This is a genomic window from Pyramidobacter sp. YE332 (assembly GCF_033060595.1).
GTDB lineage: Bacteria > Synergistota > Synergistia > Synergistales > Dethiosulfovibrionaceae > Pyramidobacter.
On sequence record NZ_CP133038.1, the window covers coordinates 1,930,665 to 1,946,313 of the forward strand.

Consider the following 15,649-nt stretch of genomic DNA (forward strand, 5'->3'; position numbering starts at 1 on the left):
GGTAGCGACGTCGCGCTCAACGAAAATCGATCACGGCATAAAAAAGAACGCCACGGACTGCGCCGCCGCGGCGCACAGCAGCGAACAAAGCGTATGGACCAGCAAAAAACGGACGACGATGCGGTCTTCGGGCCAGCCCAACAGTTGAAAATGATGGTGAAGGGGGCTCATTCTAAAAACGCGCCGGCCCCAACCATGAATGGCGATCAGCTGGATCACGACCGACAGCATCTCAATGCCGAATCCCGTTCCCGCGGGGATCAGGACCAACACGCCGCCAGCGCCCATAAAAGCGCAGGAAGCCATCAGCCCGGCCAAAAAATGTGCTCCCGCGTCGCCCATGAAGACCTGAGCGGGATGACAGTTATGCCATAGGAATCCCAAAGCGACGGCCAATCCCGTCAGAGATCCCAGGTAAGGTTCCGGCGAGAGCGACGCCAAAACGACGAAAGTCACGACGCTTGCCCCCGCCGCCAGACCGTCCAGACCGTCGGTCACGTTCACCGAATTCTGAATGCCCACGGCGAAAAACAGCGCCAGAGGCCAGATCCAGCCGCCGATCGAAAAGCCCCAGAACAGAGCGGGAACTTTGCCGTCCAATGCCAGAAGGATGAACCACAGCCCCGTCGTCGTCGCCTGCAGAGCGAACTTTTGCAGGCTGCGCAGCCCCTCGCTGGAACTGTTTTTGAACTTCAACATGTCGTCGCATAAGCCGACCATAGCGGAAAGGATCGGATACGACCAGAAGATCACGCCGGCGCGATCGCCCCGAATCATGTGAGTCAGCAAAAGCCCTGAACCGATCAGCAAAAATACCACGCCGCCCGCCGCAGGAACTTTCGCCTTGATCTTCTCGTCGATATGCGTTCCATAAGCCTTCTGCACCTGAGACACGTGACGGCGCCGCATCCAGTCGATCCACGAATGCTGCGCGGCGACCTCACAGAAGAAAATCACGAAAAGAAGGATCAGCGAATGAGGAGCCAGAAGAGTCATCATAGTTCGAGCGCCCTCACCACGCGCTCAAGATGATTGCCGCGCGATCCCTTGACGAGAATCACGTCGCCTTCGCCGGGGCGCGTTCCATCCACCGCCTCGATCAGCGCATCGATGGAGTCGTAGTAATAATCCGCCGTCCCATCGACGTTCTTCCATTCCTCGCCGAAGAGATACAGCAGGTCGCTGACGTGAAGCGCCCGCTCAAAGATCCTGCCATGTTCCGAAACCGACGCCGTTCCCAGCTCCAACATTTCGCCGAGGATCAAAAAGCGGCGCCCGGGGATGTCGGCCGAGTCCATGGCAGCCAGAGACGCTTTCACGGCCGCCGGGCTGGCATTGTAACACTCGTCGAGAATCGCCGCGCCGCTTTCGGACAGGCGGATCTCTCCGCGCCCGGCGCTGTTGCGGCACTTGGGCAAAGATGCCGCGATCTCGCGGCTGGAAAGCCCCGCACGCCCCGCGATGGCGATGGCGCAGCAGAGCGGATAGAGCTGATGTACGCCGGCCAACGGCAGAGAAAGGTTGAATGACAAACCGTCCAGCCCCGTCAGGATCGCGCGCACCGTAAAATGATCTTTTTCCCAGCTCAATCGCTCGCGGGCAAAGAGCACTTCGCCGCGGCGTCCGAAACGGATCACTTCCGGCAGTCTCAGTTCTTCGGCGCGTCTGCAAAGCATTCCGTTGTCGCCGTTGATCACGGCGCAGCGCAGATTTTTCGACGCCAAGATCTCCGATTTGGCCTGAAGCACGCCTTCAAGGGAAGCGAAACTTTCCAGATGCGCCGGAGCCACCTCGGTGATCGCGGCGATCGTGGGCGGCAGATAATTCACCATCGCGGCGATTTCCCCGTGGTGATTGGCGCCCATTTCCAGCAGCATGATTTCCGTGTCTGCCGGCGCGGCCAGCACCGTCACGGCGCAGCCGATGAGCGTATTATAGTTGCCTCCGGCGGCGTGAAGTTTGAAATAATCTTCCAAAAGAGCTTTCGTATCGTTCTTCGCCGAAGTTTTGCCGACGCTGCCCGTGATCGCGATCGTTTCGCGCAGATGCTCCAGCGACCTCAGATAGGCCGAAGCCAAAGAGGCAAGGCCGTATTCACAGCGTTCCGGCGTCAGAACAAAAGCGCACTGGGGATACAGCGAACTCCATTCATCCCGATAGGAGCCAGCCTCGCAGATGATCAGCGAAGCTCCTTTGGCGAGCACGTCGGGAATGAAGCGGTGCCCGTCGACCTTGGCGCCGTGAAGCGCCACAAATCCTTCGCCTTTTTGCGTTTCGCGGCTGTCCACCCGAATGATCAGAGGCAGCTCGGGGTCGACGCCCTTCACCGTCACGCCGGCCTGCGACGCCAATCGACTCAATCTCACCGGATCTTCACGCCCCTCTCGACGGCCCAGCCCTCGACGACCGACCGGTCGCTATAAGGATATTTGACGCCGTTGATTTCCAGATACGGCTCCGGCCCCTTGCCGGAGAGCACCAGCAGATCGCCGCGGCGGCACCAGTCCAGGGCCTTGCGGATCGCCGCGTCGCGAGGCAGCTCGACGGACCAGCAATCGTCGGCGCGGACTTCCTTGATGCCCGCCACGATCTGCTCGGCGATCTTGACGGGATCTTCCGTGCGCGGGTTGTCCATGGTGACGAAGATCCGGTCGGCTTTCTGCGCCGCCGCCCGTCCCAGCAGCGGACGATGCCCGGCGAAACGATCGCCGCCGTGCCCGAAGAGGCTGACGAGCCGGCCTTCGGTCAACGGGCGCAGCGTCTCCAGCAACGCTTTCAGCGAATCGGCCGTGTGCGCGTAATCGACGATGACGCGCACGCCGTTGTCGAGATTCAGGCGTTCCATGCGTCCGGGCACCTGAGGCATGAGAGCCAGGCCTTCGGCGACCTTTCTTTCGTTGCAGCCCTCGGCTAAACAGACGGCCGCCGCGCCAAGCGCGTTTTCCACGTTGTATCGTCCCGAAAGCGGGATACGGACGCGGCCCATCTTGCGCCCGTCGAGGAGCAGATCGAACTCGCTCCCGTCGATGTCGAGTTTTACGTTCGTCCCTTGGAGGCGGGCCGGAGAATCGAGCGCCCAGGTCATGGCCTTCGGAAATTCGGCCGCAAGACGGCGGCCGTATTCGCTGGCGACGTTCGGCGCCACGGCCGCGCCCGGCTTGAGGTATTTGCGGAACAGCGCCACTTTGGCTTCGTAGTAGTTCTCCATCGTCCCGTGAAAGTCGAGATGTTCGGGCGTCAGATTGGTGAACACGGCGCCGTCGTAGACGCACCCGCTCAGACGCCCCTGCACGATGCCGTGCGAAGAGCACTCCATGGAACAGGCCTGGCAGCCGTTGTCGACCATTCTCTTCAAAAACTGCTGGATCTCGCTGCCTTCGGGCGTCGTGCGGTCGGCGAGCACAGACTTGGAACCGTCGTCGTAAACGATCGTTCCCAGCAGGCCGCATTTGACGCCGCAGTTTTGCAGAATGCTGCGCATCATGTAGCTGGTGGTGCTTTTGCCCTGAGTGCCCGTGACGGCGAACATTTTCATCTTTTCAGACGGCTCTTCGTTCAAAGCCGCGGCGAGATATCCCATCGCCGACCGGACGTCGGTTACCTGGATCCAGGGGATCGGCAGCCCCGGCTCGGGACGCTGGATCAAAAGATACGACACGCCGGCTTTCAGCGCCTGCTCGATAAAACGATGTCCGTCGGCATGAAGCCCTACGACGCAGGCAAAAATATCTCCCGGGCCGACGGTCCGGGAGTCGCTTTTCAGGGTGCAGTCCGCCGGTATTTTGTTCCAGTCACCGCCGATATCTGTCAGAAGCCCAGCATTTTTCAGATCTTCAAGTCCTCTTTTCAATCGCCGATCCATGGTCACGCACTCCTCTTACTTGACGCCGACGCCCTTCAGACGTTCCACTTCGTCGACAATTTTTTTGAAAACCGAACCGGCAACGGGACCGCCGTAGTACAGGCTGCCCGTCACGTCGCCGAAAACGATCAGCATGGTATACTGGGGATCGTTCGCGGGCCAGAAGCCGATCATGGACGAATTGTAAAGCCCTTTGACATACTTCCCGTTCCGGGCGACCTGAGCGGTGCCGGTTTTTCCGGCCACGTGGACCAGTTCGCTGTCGGCCGGTTTGCCTGTGCCGCTGACCACGACCTGGCGCAGGACGCCGCGAAGCCATTTGGAATTTCGCGGCGAAACGACGCGGTTCACCTCCATCGGCTCGGAGTGATACACCTGATGCCCCTCGCCGTCGACGGCCGACCGCACCAAGTAGGGGCGAACGAGGATACCGTCGTTGACGATGGCGTTAAAAGCCGTGACGAGCTGAAGCGGCGTCACCGCGAATCCCTGCCCGATGGCGACGTTTGCGGGAGTGATCCCGTACCATTTATCGGCCGTCGGCAGCAGCCCCATTTCCTCACCGTTCAGTTTGATGCCCGTGCGGGAACCGATCCCCAAGAGCGCATCTCTTCATAGGTGCTGAAGGGGGCATTTTCATACCGATCTGGGCCATGCCCACGTTCGACGATTTCTCGATGATCTGCGCTACCTTCATGACGCCGTTGTCCCTTGGATGGGAATCGCTGATATAACCGTCGGCCACCTTCAGATGCGCGGGACAACGGAACGAGTCGCTCTGTTTCACCCGTCCCTGTTCGAGCGCCATGGCGACCATGATGGGCTTGAAGGTCGAACCCGGTTCGTACACCCGGTTTACGGCATTGTTGCTCAAAGCCTTCAGATTCTTAAAGGTAGAACGATTGTTTGAATCGAAAACGGGATAGCTGGCCATGGCCTTGACGGCGCCGGTCCTCGTTTCCAGACAAATTCCCGCCGCCCAGGGAGCCTTGATCTCGGCGGCCTGAGCGCCAAGAAAGCGTTCTACCGCGTACTGAATTTCAGAGTCGATGGTCAAATACAGCCCCTGGGTGTCGTTGCGGTTTCTCGATTCCCGTTTCATGCCCGCAGCGACCGAGGCGCCGCGATACCCCGTGTGCATTTTTTCTGGCACCACCAGCGTGCCGTTCCACATCAGCTCGATGCCGGCAAGCCCCCAGCCGTCCTGATCGCAAAATCCCAGCAGGTGGGAAAGCATATTCCCTTTCGGGTAGATCCGTTTGCGTTCCTCTCTGATGTAAAATCCCTTGCCGCAGTTCTTTACGATCTCTTCCGCTTCGCTGCGCTCGAGATAACGTTTGATCCAATAAAAACGGCGGTCCAATTTCTCCCCCAGAGCCTGAACTTTCTCCTTACCGATATAAGGCGTCAGATTACTGAGGCTTCCGGGCTCAAAGCCTTCCACTCCCGGATCGAGGAACACGCTGTACATCGTAATGGAGAGAGCCAGCGGCTCGCCGCGGCCGTCGTAAATGCTGCCCCGATCCATCGCCTTGCGCTCGCTCTGCTGATACTGCTTGGCGAGCTGCTCGACCGCCCGCCGGTCCGGGTAAATATGGACCCTCACCAGCGCGCCCAGATACCAGGCCATCACGAGAAAGACGAGACACCATTGAATTTTTCTGCGCCTGGGCTCTTTCTCCGTTTCATTCGTTCCCCATTCCGGCATTTTTCCGCATCACCCGTTTTTTTGTCACAAACGATCCATCATCAATTGGGCAATCTTATTCCCGAATTGGTCAAAGAAGCAGACATCGTGCCGCCAGAGCGTCCCACACCATCCAGACGGACAGCCCCCGCCAGATGGACTTGGGTCATCCCGAGCTGACGGGCCGCATAGGTATGAATCGCACGGGGCGACATCATGGCCGCCGCTTCGCGCTCCAGATCGCGGCATTCTTTTTCGCACGCTTCCAGCTGTCCCTGAACTACAGAGATGGCGTCGTCCATCCGCTGAGAATCGTTCCTCAGCATCGACAGAAGCCCCAGACACATGATCGAAGTGATGAAGAACGTCACTAACGCCTGTCCAAACTTTCCGGAATTCCTTCTCGAATATCTCACACCTTGCGCCATGGTCCGATCCGCCCTTCCGCCTTATTCGGCATATCTTTCTTGAAAAAACCGCGAAGCCGTGCGCTGCGCGACTTCGGATTGCGCTCTATCTCCTCGTCGTCCGGAACCTGTCCCTTTCGCGGCTCCGGAACGCCTTTTCCCTCTTCGCTCCATTCTTTGAACCGCCGCTTGACGATGCGATCCTCCAGCGAGTGATACGTCACGACGAGCAGACGTCCTCCCTGAGCCAAGAGCGAAAACGCCTCGTTCAATCCCTGTTCCAGCGCGCCCAGTTCGTCGTTCACCGCAATCCTCAGGGCCTGGAACACCTTCCGCGCCGGATGCCCGTTCATTTTCCGCATTACCGGAGCGGGGATCCCCCGGCGGATCACTTCCACCAGTCCCGCCGTGGTCGTTATCGGCCTTTTCAGCCGTTCCTTGACGATCTCGCCGGCAATGCTCCAGGCAAAACGTTCTTCGCCGTATTTCCTGAAAATCTCCGCCAGAGCTTCCCGTGAAAGATCGTTCACCAATTCCGCCGCCGAGAGAGTTCCCGCAGCGGGATCCATCCTCATATCCAGCGGCCCGTCCTCGCGGAACGAAAAACCGCGCCGGCCGTCGGCCAGCTGCATATTCGACACGCCCAGATCGAGCACCACACAGTCAACCGCACAGATCCCGGCGGATACGCACAGTTCCTTCATATTTCGAAAGTCTCCGTCGAGAGCCAGAAAACGCTCCCCAAAAGGAGCCAGCCGCCGGCAGGCAATGTCTCGCGCCTGTTCGTCGCGATCGATGCCGACGACCCGCCACCGGGAGGAGCGCTTTAAAAACGCCTCCGAATAACCGCCCAGTCCCAACGTGCCGTCAACGATCAACGCGTCGGCTTTGAGGTCCATGCACTCGACGACTTTCGTCAGGAGCACGGGGACATGTTCAAACTCCAAGGTCCGACACCCCTTCGGCCAGGGAGGTGAAATTCTCCAGCATCTCGTCATTGCTGGCGGACCATTTCTCGCTGTTCCAGATTTCCAAATGATCATTGACGCCATTGACGACGACCGCGTCGCTTAACTGCGCGTATTTGCGCAACTTGACGGAAAGAAGGATGCGTCCCTGTCCGTCCACGGGAAGTTCCTCCGCCGCGCCGAGAAGCGTGCGCATAAACTGACGGGCCTGCCCCTTGGTGAACGGCAGAGACTGAAGCTTTTGCAGATATACGCTCCATGCGTCCATGGGGTAGACGGCAAGACAGTTGTCGAGGCCCACCGTGCAGACCACGGTGTCCCCGATCTGGGAACGAAACTTCGCCGGCATGACGAGTCGCCCCTTGTTGTCTATGCGATGGTCATAGCTTCCCATGAACATGTCCATTTTTCCCCACTTTCTACCACTTTATTCCACCACGGCCAGAATATCGTTTTTTTGGAAGAGGGTCAATAAGCTGAAAGATTCTATCAATCGTAGCAAAATGAACCTTTGGTACAATTGTTTACGATTTAAACATCCAACAAAAAAAGGATGACACGCCGAAAGCAAAAAAATTGGATCTTCCCCCATCCAGGGAAGATCCACAATGAATTGTCTAAATTGTAGAATTACTAATTACAAAAATAATACAGATAATTCAAAATATTATCCGCCCGACGCAGAACTTCTCAGACGGGTCATGCTTTGAGGAAATGACGGAGTGGCCCGTAAGCCGGGTTCTGTCTGGGATAGTCATTTATCTAGAACATGCATTGCTGCATGTCTCGAGCGATCTGTACCCGGAGGTCAGCGGGCAGCCTCGGCCCTCCCTATTCGATCTTGCTCCAGACGGGGTTTGCCAGGCACGACAGTCGCCTGTCGTCCGGTGGGCTCTTACCCCACCCTTTCACCCTGACCCGGTGCGGAAACCGGGCGGTCTGCTCTCTGTTGCACTTTCCTGTGGCTCGCGCCAACTGGACGTTATCCAGCGTCTTGCCCTGTGGAGCCCGGACTTTCCTCTCCCGTTTGCACGGCAGCGACTATCAGGACCACTCCGGTTCTGAAGTATATCATCGTTTCGTGCCCGCGTCACGCTGCAGTTTTCCGCCAGCGACTTCCCGCGGCGCTCTTGCCGCGGGAAGTCCGACGACGGAAACCATTTCGCTGAAGCTCCGGTTCTCATAACACAGGCGGCACTTGACTTGATACAGATCTTTGATTCATACTATGTCTCAGTTGGAAGATCGAACCTCGCGGCGCTTCGTATGTGAATGCGTTTTATCAAGAAACAGTGTCGGGTTTTTGATTGAAAATCAGCATCAGTCCACGTTCTCGCTGGCACGCATCGCCTCTATCGTTTTGCCGATCAGTTCGTCGAGTTCCCAGCCCAGCATTTCGGCTCCCTGACGGATCACGTCACGTGAACAGCCAGCGGCGAAGCTTTTGTCCTTGAATTTTTTCTTCACGGACTTCACTTCAAGATCGCCGACGCTCTTGGAGGGACGCATGACCGCCACAGCGCCGATCAGACCGGTCAGTTCGTCGGCGGCGAAGAGAATTTTTTCCATCTGGTGCTCCGGTTGGACCGCAATCCCCGTCAGACCGAAACCATGGCTGGTCGTCGCATGGATTACGCGTTCGTCGACGCCGCGCTCGCGCATGATCTCTTCTTCTTTGACACAGTGCTGCTCCGGATATTTTTCGAAGTCAAGATCATGAAGAATCCCCACCGTCTGCCAAAAGTCGGCCTCATCGCCGAACCCCTGATCGACGGCGAACCAGCGCATCACGTCGCCGACGATGCGGCCATGTTTGAGATGAAACTCCCCGTTGTTGTACTCTTTCAACAGTTCATAGGCTTCCTGCGGTGTCGGTGTCATCGCCTCACAACCTCCCCTGAAAATTTTCGGATAAAAGAGCCGCCCCGCGGCGGCATGTTTTTTATTGTACTCTTTTGCACGGTGCGAATCAAACCGGCGCGTTCCATTTTAATCCGACGAGAGACCGCCCCTCCAATGAAGGTCATACGTCGTTGCGCAGGAGGAAAATCACATGCTCATCGTTCATCCTCTGGAACCTGTTTTCGACGCCTCATCCCGCGTTTTGCTCCTCGGCACCATGCCCTCGCCGAAATCGCGGGAGGCCGGGTTCTATTACGCCCATCCGCAGAACCGTTTCTGGAAGGTTCTGGCGGCGCTTTTCAAGAGCGAGGTCCCTTTCGGCCGAGAGGCTCGGCGAGAGTTCGTCCTGCGCCGTCGTATCGCGCTGTGGGACGTGCTGCGCTCGTGCGAGATCGAAGGCGCCAGCGACGCCTCGATCAAGCGCCCGGTGCCCAACGATCTATCGGTCGTTCTCGATCGCGCCCCGATTCAGGCCATTTTCTGCACTGGTACAAAATCAGCCGCTTTCTACCGCAAATTGATCGAACCGGTTACGGGGCATCCGGCAACAACGTTGCCCTCCACCAGCCCCGCCAATTGCGCCGTATCCTTCGAACGGCTTTGCGCCGCCTACGGCGCCATCCTTCCCTGGCTGTAGGCGCGCGCTCGCACAAGAGAAAAGCGGACGGAAGGCCCCAGTGCCTTTCGTCCGCTTTTATGCCGTCGTCTTACGAAGCGGCGCTTTTCTTCGCCTCAAGCGCAGCCAGCAGAGGCAGGAGCTTTTCCAGCTCCCCCATGCCTTCGATGTCGCCGTCGAGCATCGGCAGCTGCACGACGCCATACTTTCCGAACTCCTTTTGGATCTGTTCGAGATATTGAGCCTGCTGAGCTCTTCTTTTCTCGAAAAAACTCCCCGCTTCAGGCGGCATGACGCGGTTGACGATCAGCGGCCCCACGGCGATTTCGAATTCGTTCATCAGGGCCACGGCCCGCTCCGTCTCGAGGACTGCCAATTTCTCGGCGTTGAGTACAAAGTGGAAGGTCGTCAGTTCGTGATCGGTCAACAAATCGCGGGCACGCTGAAAACGGTCGCGACGGCGAGTCAGCAGATCGAAGACGGGATCTTCTTTCAGTTTCTCGAGCAGGTCGCGTTCGTAATGGGAGGCCAAGCGCATCATGTCCATAGCCTTGCGGCGTTTTTCCAGCAGATGTTCCATCCACATGCCAAGCACCTCGGGCAGCGTCAACAGGCGCAGCGTATGCCCGGTGGGGGCCGTATCGAAAACGATCGCGTCGTATTTCTCCCCCGCGCGCTCCATCAGATCGACAAAACAATCGAAGATCGCCGATTCCTCCGAACCGGGAGACACATAAGCGATGCGCAGCTGTTTGTCGATCTCCTCCACAATTGCGGGACTGACGATCTGACGCATCTGTTCGCGAATGCCTTCCATGTATTTCTTCGCTTCGAGCGCAGCGTCGATCTCCAGTCCCCAGAGATTTTCCTCGAGCTTGACCACAGAGCTGCCGATTCCGGTGCCAAACGCATCGGCCAGGGAATGAGCCGGATCGGTGGACACCGCCAGCGTACGCACGCCTTGGCGAGCCAGATGAAGCGCATAAGCCGACGAACACGTCGTCTTGCCGGTACCGCCCTTGCCGCCGAAGAATGTGAACCGTTTATAAGTCATGATTTTCTCCTTAGCCGTCAAATCCGTACTGTCCCGCCTTTTCCGCGATGAGCATCTGCCGGTTCATCATGCGGCGCTCCCAGCCGGGAATATCCTTCGCAATGTAAGGCAGCAGCTCCATCATATAGTAAGAGACCGGATTGGGGATGCCCAGATAATCGCCGAAAAGCAGCAGCATCAACTCGTCGTTGACGTCGTAAGCTTCCTTGCGAACGACGCCCATGCGCTTGTCAAACGAAGCGCCCCAGAAAAAGAGACGAATCCACTCCCACGCGGCGGCCATTTTTTCTTTAAAAGTTCTGTCCACTCTGCTCCACCTCTATGCATGATCGTCATATAATCCAGCACAGCTCACCGTTTCGTTTATTATACACCACTCCGGCGTATCGGCGACGCCGAAGAGAACCGAACGTCGTTCCGATTTTGTCGCAGGCTCCATTTCATCCGCTGAAACCGATCCCCGCCGCGCGGACGACGGAACGTCTTGCATGACGAATCACGAGAAACGCTCGCGATGCCCTCTTGCCGGAGTTCCTTCAAGATATTACAATGAAAATTACAGGATCAAAAATTTCACGGACATTTACCCAGGGCAATCGCTTACGAAAACCCACTCGAGAAAATTGCCATTAAGCTCACGAGAAGAAGAAAACCGCAACGCAGAAAAGTAAGTTCATCCCAAGAAAGCCTCCCTGCGGTAGAATACAAAGAAACACCGAAAACGCCCCAAAACACCGACAGGAGGCACGAGAATGAACCAGACATTTCTGGAACTGCTGGCAGAAATTGAAGATTTCCGCACAGGCAACGCGATCCACTATCGGCTCCAGGATATCCTTCTGGTCAGCGTGCTGGCCGTGATCTGTAACATGGATACCTATACGGAAATGGCCATGTTTGCCGATCATCAGAAGAAATATCTGGCGCCGTTCTGCGACTTCCGCCACGGCACCCCTTCTCACGATACCTTTGGCAAGGTGTTGAGCCGCCTCGATCCCCGTGTGTTGTCCGAACGCTTCAACGCCTGGATGAGCGAGCTGTACGTCCACCTGGGCAAGCTGGCGGAGTCAAGAGGCATGACCGTCGCCATCGACGGCAAGACCATATGCCGCAGCGGCAGTTCCGAACAGAAAGCCAGTCACGTGCTCACCGCTTTTGCCAGTCGGGCGCAGCTGGTCCTCGGTCAGATCAAGACCGACGAGAAGAGCAACGAGATCACGGCTATCCCCGAACTGCTGGATCTCTTTCAGGTCAAAGACACCGTCGTCACCATCGACGCCATGGGGACGCAGAAGGACATCGCCGCCAAGATCATCGAAAAGGGCGGAGATTACGTCCTCGCCGTCAAAGGCAATCAGAAGAAACTGCACGACGACATCATCTGGCACCTGCGCAGCGAAGCGCAGGACACAAGCACAAGAGAACTCAAAGCCAAAGGACAGTATGCCAGCACCCTGGAGAAGGATCATGGGCGCATCGAGAGAAGAGAATGTTACCTTTCCAACGACCTGAGCTGGTTCGAAGGACTTGAAGACTGGCGAGGCATCACGGGCGTCGCCTGGATCCACAACACCCGGAACGTCGATAACAAGACCAGCACTGAAGACCATTACTTCATCTACAGCCTGAAAGGAGCCCGGGCGCAAGACCTTCTGCGCATCAAGAGAGAGCACTGGGCGATCGAGAACAACTTACACTGGATGCTGGACATGGCCTTCAGGGAGGATGACTGTCGGGCGAGAGCGAAGAACGCGGCGGAAGTGATGAACATTCTGCGAAAACTCGCTTTGCAGATGCTGAAGACCTGTGAAACATGCAAATGCGGGATGAGGAGCAAGCGCAAGCTCTGCGGGCTTGGCATCCCTACGGCTCTGCAGGTCCTGGGGCTCGTCCCTACGGGGGTTCTTATTCCGTAAGCGATTGCCCTGACATTTACCGGGGCGTTGCTGAAATGGGGTTGATGATCATCGACGCGATAAAAAGCAAAGAGCCGCTTCCACAAAAGCGAAACGGCAAAGGACGACCTCGTTGGTTTCTTGTCCCCAAGATATTGCTGGCGCTGATTGCGCTCATGGTCGGGCTGACCGCTTTCGCGATCTGGGGAGGGCCGCTGGCCACCGACACGATCGCGTTCGGCGCGGGGAAATATCTGTCGAGAATGCAGTACCTCAGCGCCGCGTTCGAAAAGTTCGACGGCAATCCGTTCGACGGTTACGAACTGCGCGGGCTGACCGTCGGCGATAAAAAAGATCCCGCCATCGTCGCCGTGCGAAGGCTCTTCGTCGCCGTCGACCCCGAAGAAAGCTGGCGGCAGCGCAAAGTGATCCTGCGCGGCGAGCTGGAGGGGCTGCGCGTCACGGAGGACCGGCTGGCGCGGCTGGCCGCCGCGGCGCAAAAAGAGTTTTTTCCCTCGCGGAAAGCCTCCCGCCCGGACGAAGAAGGCCTGCCCATCCTCTCGATCGTAACGCCGCGGAGCTTCACCGCCAGCGATCTGTCCGGCTCCCGGGGCTGGAAAGTCGAACGCCTGAACGTCGAACAGCCGGAACCGGACAAACTGGCTTACACTCTGGAACTCGACGCCGATTATTTAAAGGAGCGGATCCGCCTCGACGGCACGTTCGCCGTCGCGGAAACGGGCCGGCCGGAACGGCTCGACCTGCGCCTCCGCGCGCTGCAAAGCGACGTGCAGATGCAGGCGTCGCTGAAAGACGGACAGATCGCGCTGAAAAAACTCGAAGGTACGCTGCTGGGCGCCTCCGTTACGGGCAGCGCTTCCATCGACGCGGCGCCGGCAGATCCGCGCATCGCCGCCGACCTGACGCTGCAAAAAGTCGACTTCAAGCCTTTGCGCAAGTGGATCCCCGGACTGGGGGCAAGCACGTTGGAAAGCCTTCAGGCCCATATCGCGGGAACGCTTGCCCGGCCGACCGGTAAAATCGCCCTGAAAAACGGCGACATCGCTTACCAAAAGTATCGGGCCGACAACGTAGAAGGCGTCGTCGAACTGAACGGCGCCAACGTTCAGGCGGCTCTCTCCGCCAATCTTCTGGGCTCGTCGCTCTCAGTCGTTGGTTCGCTGGGACTGACGCCGGACGCGGCGCTGAACATGAAAGCCACAATTCCCTCGCTGGCGCTGAAGCACCTCGCCTCATGGTTCCCCGAGACGGCCGGCGCCGGACTTGACGGCACGCTCCACGCCGAGCTCGGCATCACGGGCACGTTGGCGCAGCCCCGCGTCCGAATGCTCGCGCACCTGCCGCGCCTGACGGTCCAAAAACAATACGTCGTCTCCGACATTGCCGCCAAAGTGTTTGTCAGCCCCACAGAGCTGACGATAGAGAACGTATCCGCCAACGTCTTCAAAGGACGCGTCCAGCTTCAGGGGACCGTCGGCCTGACCGGCAAAACGCCGGCGCTCGATCTGAACGGTATGGCCGAACGCCTCGACCTCGGCTCGGCCGTTCCCGGCGGAACCGTCGCCGGCACTTTTCACGGCAAATTCCATTTGAAAGGCACGGCGGCCAGGCCCGAACTCGCGCTCGATTCCCGCATCGACAGGCTGGACGCGGGTCAGTTCGGCGTCAAAGAAGTCGCCCTGAACGTCAGCGGCGGCCGCGAAAAGATGAACGTGGAGATGAAAGGGCGCACCAAACGGGACGCGCCCTTCGGCGGCGGCGGGACCGTCGTCCTGCCGCTCGACAGACGTCGTTCATCGCTCGACCTGCGGCTCGACGTGGAGAAAATGGATCTGACGGAAATCCTTCCCCACACGATGAAATTTGCCGGCAACGTGACGGCCTCTCTTCTCGTCAAGGGATCTCTGGAAAAACCGCACGTCAGCGCCGAACTGGAAAGCGAAGAGATCCAGCTCAGCGGATTCAAGATCGTCAATCCCAAAGGCGCAGCCGAGCTGAAAGAGAACCGCGTCGAAATAAAGGCTTCGATCGCCGTGGGCGACCGCCGCCCCGAGATCGCCGGCACGGTGGATTTCAAAAAGGGACTGAAAGGCGCGTTCGACGTTACGGCCCCCACGGTCCGCCTCGACGCGCTCGATCCCTCTCTGGCCGGCGTCGCGGACGGCCGCGTTTCGCTCACCGTCCACAGCGAGATCGACGGCAGCGATATCAGCGTGACAGGACAGGCCGCTTCGCCGCTTATCACCGCCGCACAGGTGCCGGTGAGCAACGTGCTGATCCCTTTCGCTTTCAGGCAGAACAAAGTGGATATCCCCGACGGACAGTTCGAACTCGGCGGCGGCGCGTTCCATGTGAAAGCGGACGGCGACGTGGCCAAGGGGACTTATTCGGTGCAGCTGAACGGCAAGGACATCGACCTGGACCGTCTCGCGGCTCCGTTCGCGCCTCCGGCACAGATCGCCGGAAAAAGCGAAGTCAGCTTCAGGGGCACCGTCCGTTCCGGACTGACCACGCTGGTACAGGGCGACGGCAGGATCCGCGTCCGGGACGTCGTCGTCGACAAATATCCGGGACAGCTCGCCGTCACCGGCAAAGCCCCGTTCAGAATCCAGCACGGCAACGTTTTCTTCAACGTCAACGACGGCGAAGTTTTCGTCCTGCCCGGCAGCGCCATCACGGCATGGCCCGACGACACGTTCTTCCACTTCGTTTCCTTCACCGGCACGGCATGGAAGCGGGCGCGCACGCTCCCCAAACTGGATCCCGCCATGATCCCCAAGGATCTGCTGCAACGCGGCGACACCGTCTATCACATGTTCGTCAGCGGCAGCGTCAACATGCGCGTTCTCAACGGTCTGCTGGGCGGCCTTGGCGCCGTCATGCAGGCCGGAGTGTCGGGCAACGTTTCCGCCGAGAGCCTCGCCTCCAACTTTCTGCAAAAATTCATCGGCGGCAGCCTCGCCGCGCAGTTCCGCGACTTCGATCTGGAAGTTTCCGGCAAAAATTACGGAGAATTCAACATCGGCCTGATGAAATTCGGCGGCGAAGGCAGCTATGCCGACGTGGCGACCACCGACTGGACCGAAGACGCCGGGCAGAAAAAAACGTATCAGCGCTACTCTCTCAGTTATCCTCTTCCCGTCGGCCCCGATCCCGCCAAGCTCAAAGCGAAAAACAGGAACGGCAGGAAGAAATAAGCGTTTCGCCCCCTGTACGACGACACAAGACTCCGCAGCC

14 protein-coding genes and 1 other RNA gene are annotated in these 15,649 nt (G+C 58.4%); 3 read left to right on the top strand and 12 right to left on the bottom strand.

What is annotated here, in order from left to right:
• Positions 1-30: 30 nt before the first annotated feature.
• From RAH42_RS09100 to RAH42_RS09145, 10 genes are all read right to left on the bottom strand, one after another.
• Complete coding sequence (locus tag RAH42_RS09100; protein ID WP_078015368.1) at positions 31-999, bottom strand: phospho-N-acetylmuramoyl-pentapeptide-transferase; 969 nt, start codon at positions 997-999, stop codon at positions 31-33.
• Positions 996-2,366, bottom strand: a complete 1,371-nt coding sequence (murF, locus tag RAH42_RS09105) for a UDP-N-acetylmuramoyl-tripeptide--D-alanyl-D-alanine ligase (protein WP_317539298.1) — start codon at positions 2,364-2,366, stop codon at positions 996-998. The genes RAH42_RS09100 and murF overlap by 4 nt, the downstream gene beginning before the upstream one ends.
• Positions 2,363-3,862 carry a UDP-N-acetylmuramoyl-L-alanyl-D-glutamate--2,6-diaminopimelate ligase gene (locus RAH42_RS09110; protein ID WP_317539299.1) on the bottom strand — a complete coding sequence of 500 codons (1,500 nt, stop codon included), beginning with the start codon at positions 3,860-3,862 and terminating at the stop codon, positions 2,363-2,365. Before RAH42_RS09110 ends, murF begins: the two co-directional genes overlap by 4 nt.
• A 15-nt stretch (positions 3,863-3,877) precedes the next feature.
• Positions 3,878-4,462, bottom strand: a complete 585-nt coding sequence (locus RAH42_RS09115; protein WP_317539300.1) for a penicillin-binding transpeptidase domain-containing protein — start codon at positions 4,460-4,462, stop codon at positions 3,878-3,880.
• Entirely contained in the window at positions 4,422-5,492 is a 1,071-nt protein-coding gene (locus RAH42_RS09120; RefSeq protein ID WP_317539301.1) for a penicillin-binding transpeptidase domain-containing protein, read from the bottom strand. Before RAH42_RS09120 ends, RAH42_RS09115 begins: the two co-directional genes overlap by 41 nt.
• A gap of 119 nt (positions 5,493-5,611) precedes the next feature.
• Positions 5,612-5,896 carry a hypothetical protein gene (locus RAH42_RS09125; RefSeq protein WP_317539302.1) on the bottom strand — a complete coding sequence of 95 codons (285 nt, stop codon included), beginning with the start codon at positions 5,894-5,896 and terminating at the stop codon, positions 5,612-5,614.
• 65 nt (positions 5,897-5,961) lie between these two features.
• Entirely contained in the window at positions 5,962-6,903 is a 942-nt protein-coding gene (gene rsmH, locus RAH42_RS09130; protein WP_317539303.1) for a 16S rRNA (cytosine(1402)-N(4))-methyltransferase RsmH, read from the bottom strand.
• The gene (gene mraZ, locus RAH42_RS09135; protein ID WP_205948249.1) at positions 6,893-7,330 is read right to left on the bottom strand and encodes a division/cell wall cluster transcriptional repressor MraZ; all 438 of its coding nucleotides are present in this window, start codon (positions 7,328-7,330) and stop codon (positions 6,893-6,895) included. Before mraZ ends, rsmH begins: the two co-directional genes overlap by 11 nt.
• A 308-nt stretch (positions 7,331-7,638) precedes the next feature.
• Positions 7,639-7,982, bottom strand: an RNA gene (gene rnpB / locus RAH42_RS09140) — RNase P RNA component class A.
• A 262-nt stretch (positions 7,983-8,244) separates the two neighbouring features.
• Positions 8,245-8,805 (bottom strand): hydrolase, encoded by a 561-nt coding sequence (locus tag RAH42_RS09145; protein WP_120371788.1) that lies wholly within the window; start codon positions 8,803-8,805, stop codon positions 8,245-8,247.
• A gap of 172 nt (positions 8,806-8,977) precedes the next feature.
• Between RAH42_RS09145 and RAH42_RS09150 the strand changes: the two genes are divergently transcribed.
• Positions 8,978-9,463 carry a DNA-deoxyinosine glycosylase gene (locus RAH42_RS09150; protein WP_078015375.1) on the top strand — a complete coding sequence of 162 codons (486 nt, stop codon included), beginning with the start codon at positions 8,978-8,980 and terminating at the stop codon, positions 9,461-9,463.
• Between the two features lie 70 nt (positions 9,464-9,533).
• Here RAH42_RS09150 and RAH42_RS09155 read toward each other — a convergent pair whose 3' ends face one another.
• Positions 9,534-10,496: an ArsA family ATPase gene (locus tag RAH42_RS09155; protein ID WP_078015376.1), complete on the bottom strand. Its 963-nt coding sequence runs from the start codon at positions 10,494-10,496 to the stop codon at positions 9,534-9,536.
• Positions 10,497-10,506: 10 nt separating this feature from the next.
• On the bottom strand, positions 10,507-10,803 hold the full coding sequence (locus tag RAH42_RS09160) for a hypothetical protein (protein ID WP_120371786.1): 297 nt from the start codon (positions 10,801-10,803) through the stop codon (positions 10,507-10,509).
• Between the two features lie 445 nt (positions 10,804-11,248).
• On the opposite strand from RAH42_RS09160, the gene RAH42_RS09165 reads away from it, so the two are divergent.
• Both RAH42_RS09165 and RAH42_RS09170 read left to right on the top strand, forming a co-directional pair.
• The gene (locus RAH42_RS09165) at positions 11,249-12,412 is read left to right on the top strand and encodes an ISAs1 family transposase (protein WP_317539304.1); all 1,164 of its coding nucleotides are present in this window, start codon (positions 11,249-11,251) and stop codon (positions 12,410-12,412) included.
• Positions 12,413-12,447: 35 nt separating this feature from the next.
• Positions 12,448-15,609 carry a hypothetical protein gene (locus tag RAH42_RS09170; protein WP_317539305.1) on the top strand — a complete coding sequence of 1,054 codons (3,162 nt, stop codon included), beginning with the start codon at positions 12,448-12,450 and terminating at the stop codon, positions 15,607-15,609.
• The last annotated feature ends 40 nt before the right edge of the window (positions 15,610-15,649 follow it).

Coding starts and splice junctions, on each gene's coding strand:
- mraZ (WP_205948249.1), bottom strand. CDS start 7,330: ATGGACATGTTCATGGGAAGCTATGACCATCGCATAGACAACAAGGGG.
- RAH42_RS09110 (WP_317539299.1), bottom strand. CDS start 3,862: ATGGATCGGCGATTGAAAAGAGGACTTGAAGATCTGAAAAATGCTGGG.
- RAH42_RS09155 (WP_078015376.1), bottom strand. CDS start 10,496: ATGACTTATAAACGGTTCACATTCTTCGGCGGCAAGGGCGGTACCGGC.
- RAH42_RS09165 (WP_317539304.1), top strand. CDS start 11,249: ATGAACCAGACATTTCTGGAACTGCTGGCAGAAATTGAAGATTTCCGC.
- RAH42_RS09170 (WP_317539305.1), top strand. CDS start 12,448: ATGGGGTTGATGATCATCGACGCGATAAAAAGCAAAGAGCCGCTTCCA.
- RAH42_RS09145 (WP_120371788.1), bottom strand. CDS start 8,805: ATGACACCGACACCGCAGGAAGCCTATGAACTGTTGAAAGAGTACAAC.
- RAH42_RS09100 (WP_078015368.1), bottom strand. CDS start 999: ATGATGACTCTTCTGGCTCCTCATTCGCTGATCCTTCTTTTCGTGATT.
- RAH42_RS09150 (WP_078015375.1), top strand. CDS start 8,978: ATGCTCATCGTTCATCCTCTGGAACCTGTTTTCGACGCCTCATCCCGC.
- RAH42_RS09120 (WP_317539301.1), bottom strand. CDS start 5,492: ATGGCCTGGTATCTGGGCGCGCTGGTGAGGGTCCATATTTACCCGGAC.
- RAH42_RS09125 (WP_317539302.1), bottom strand. CDS start 5,896: ATGTGTCTGGGGCTTCTGTCGATGCTGAGGAACGATTCTCAGCGGATG.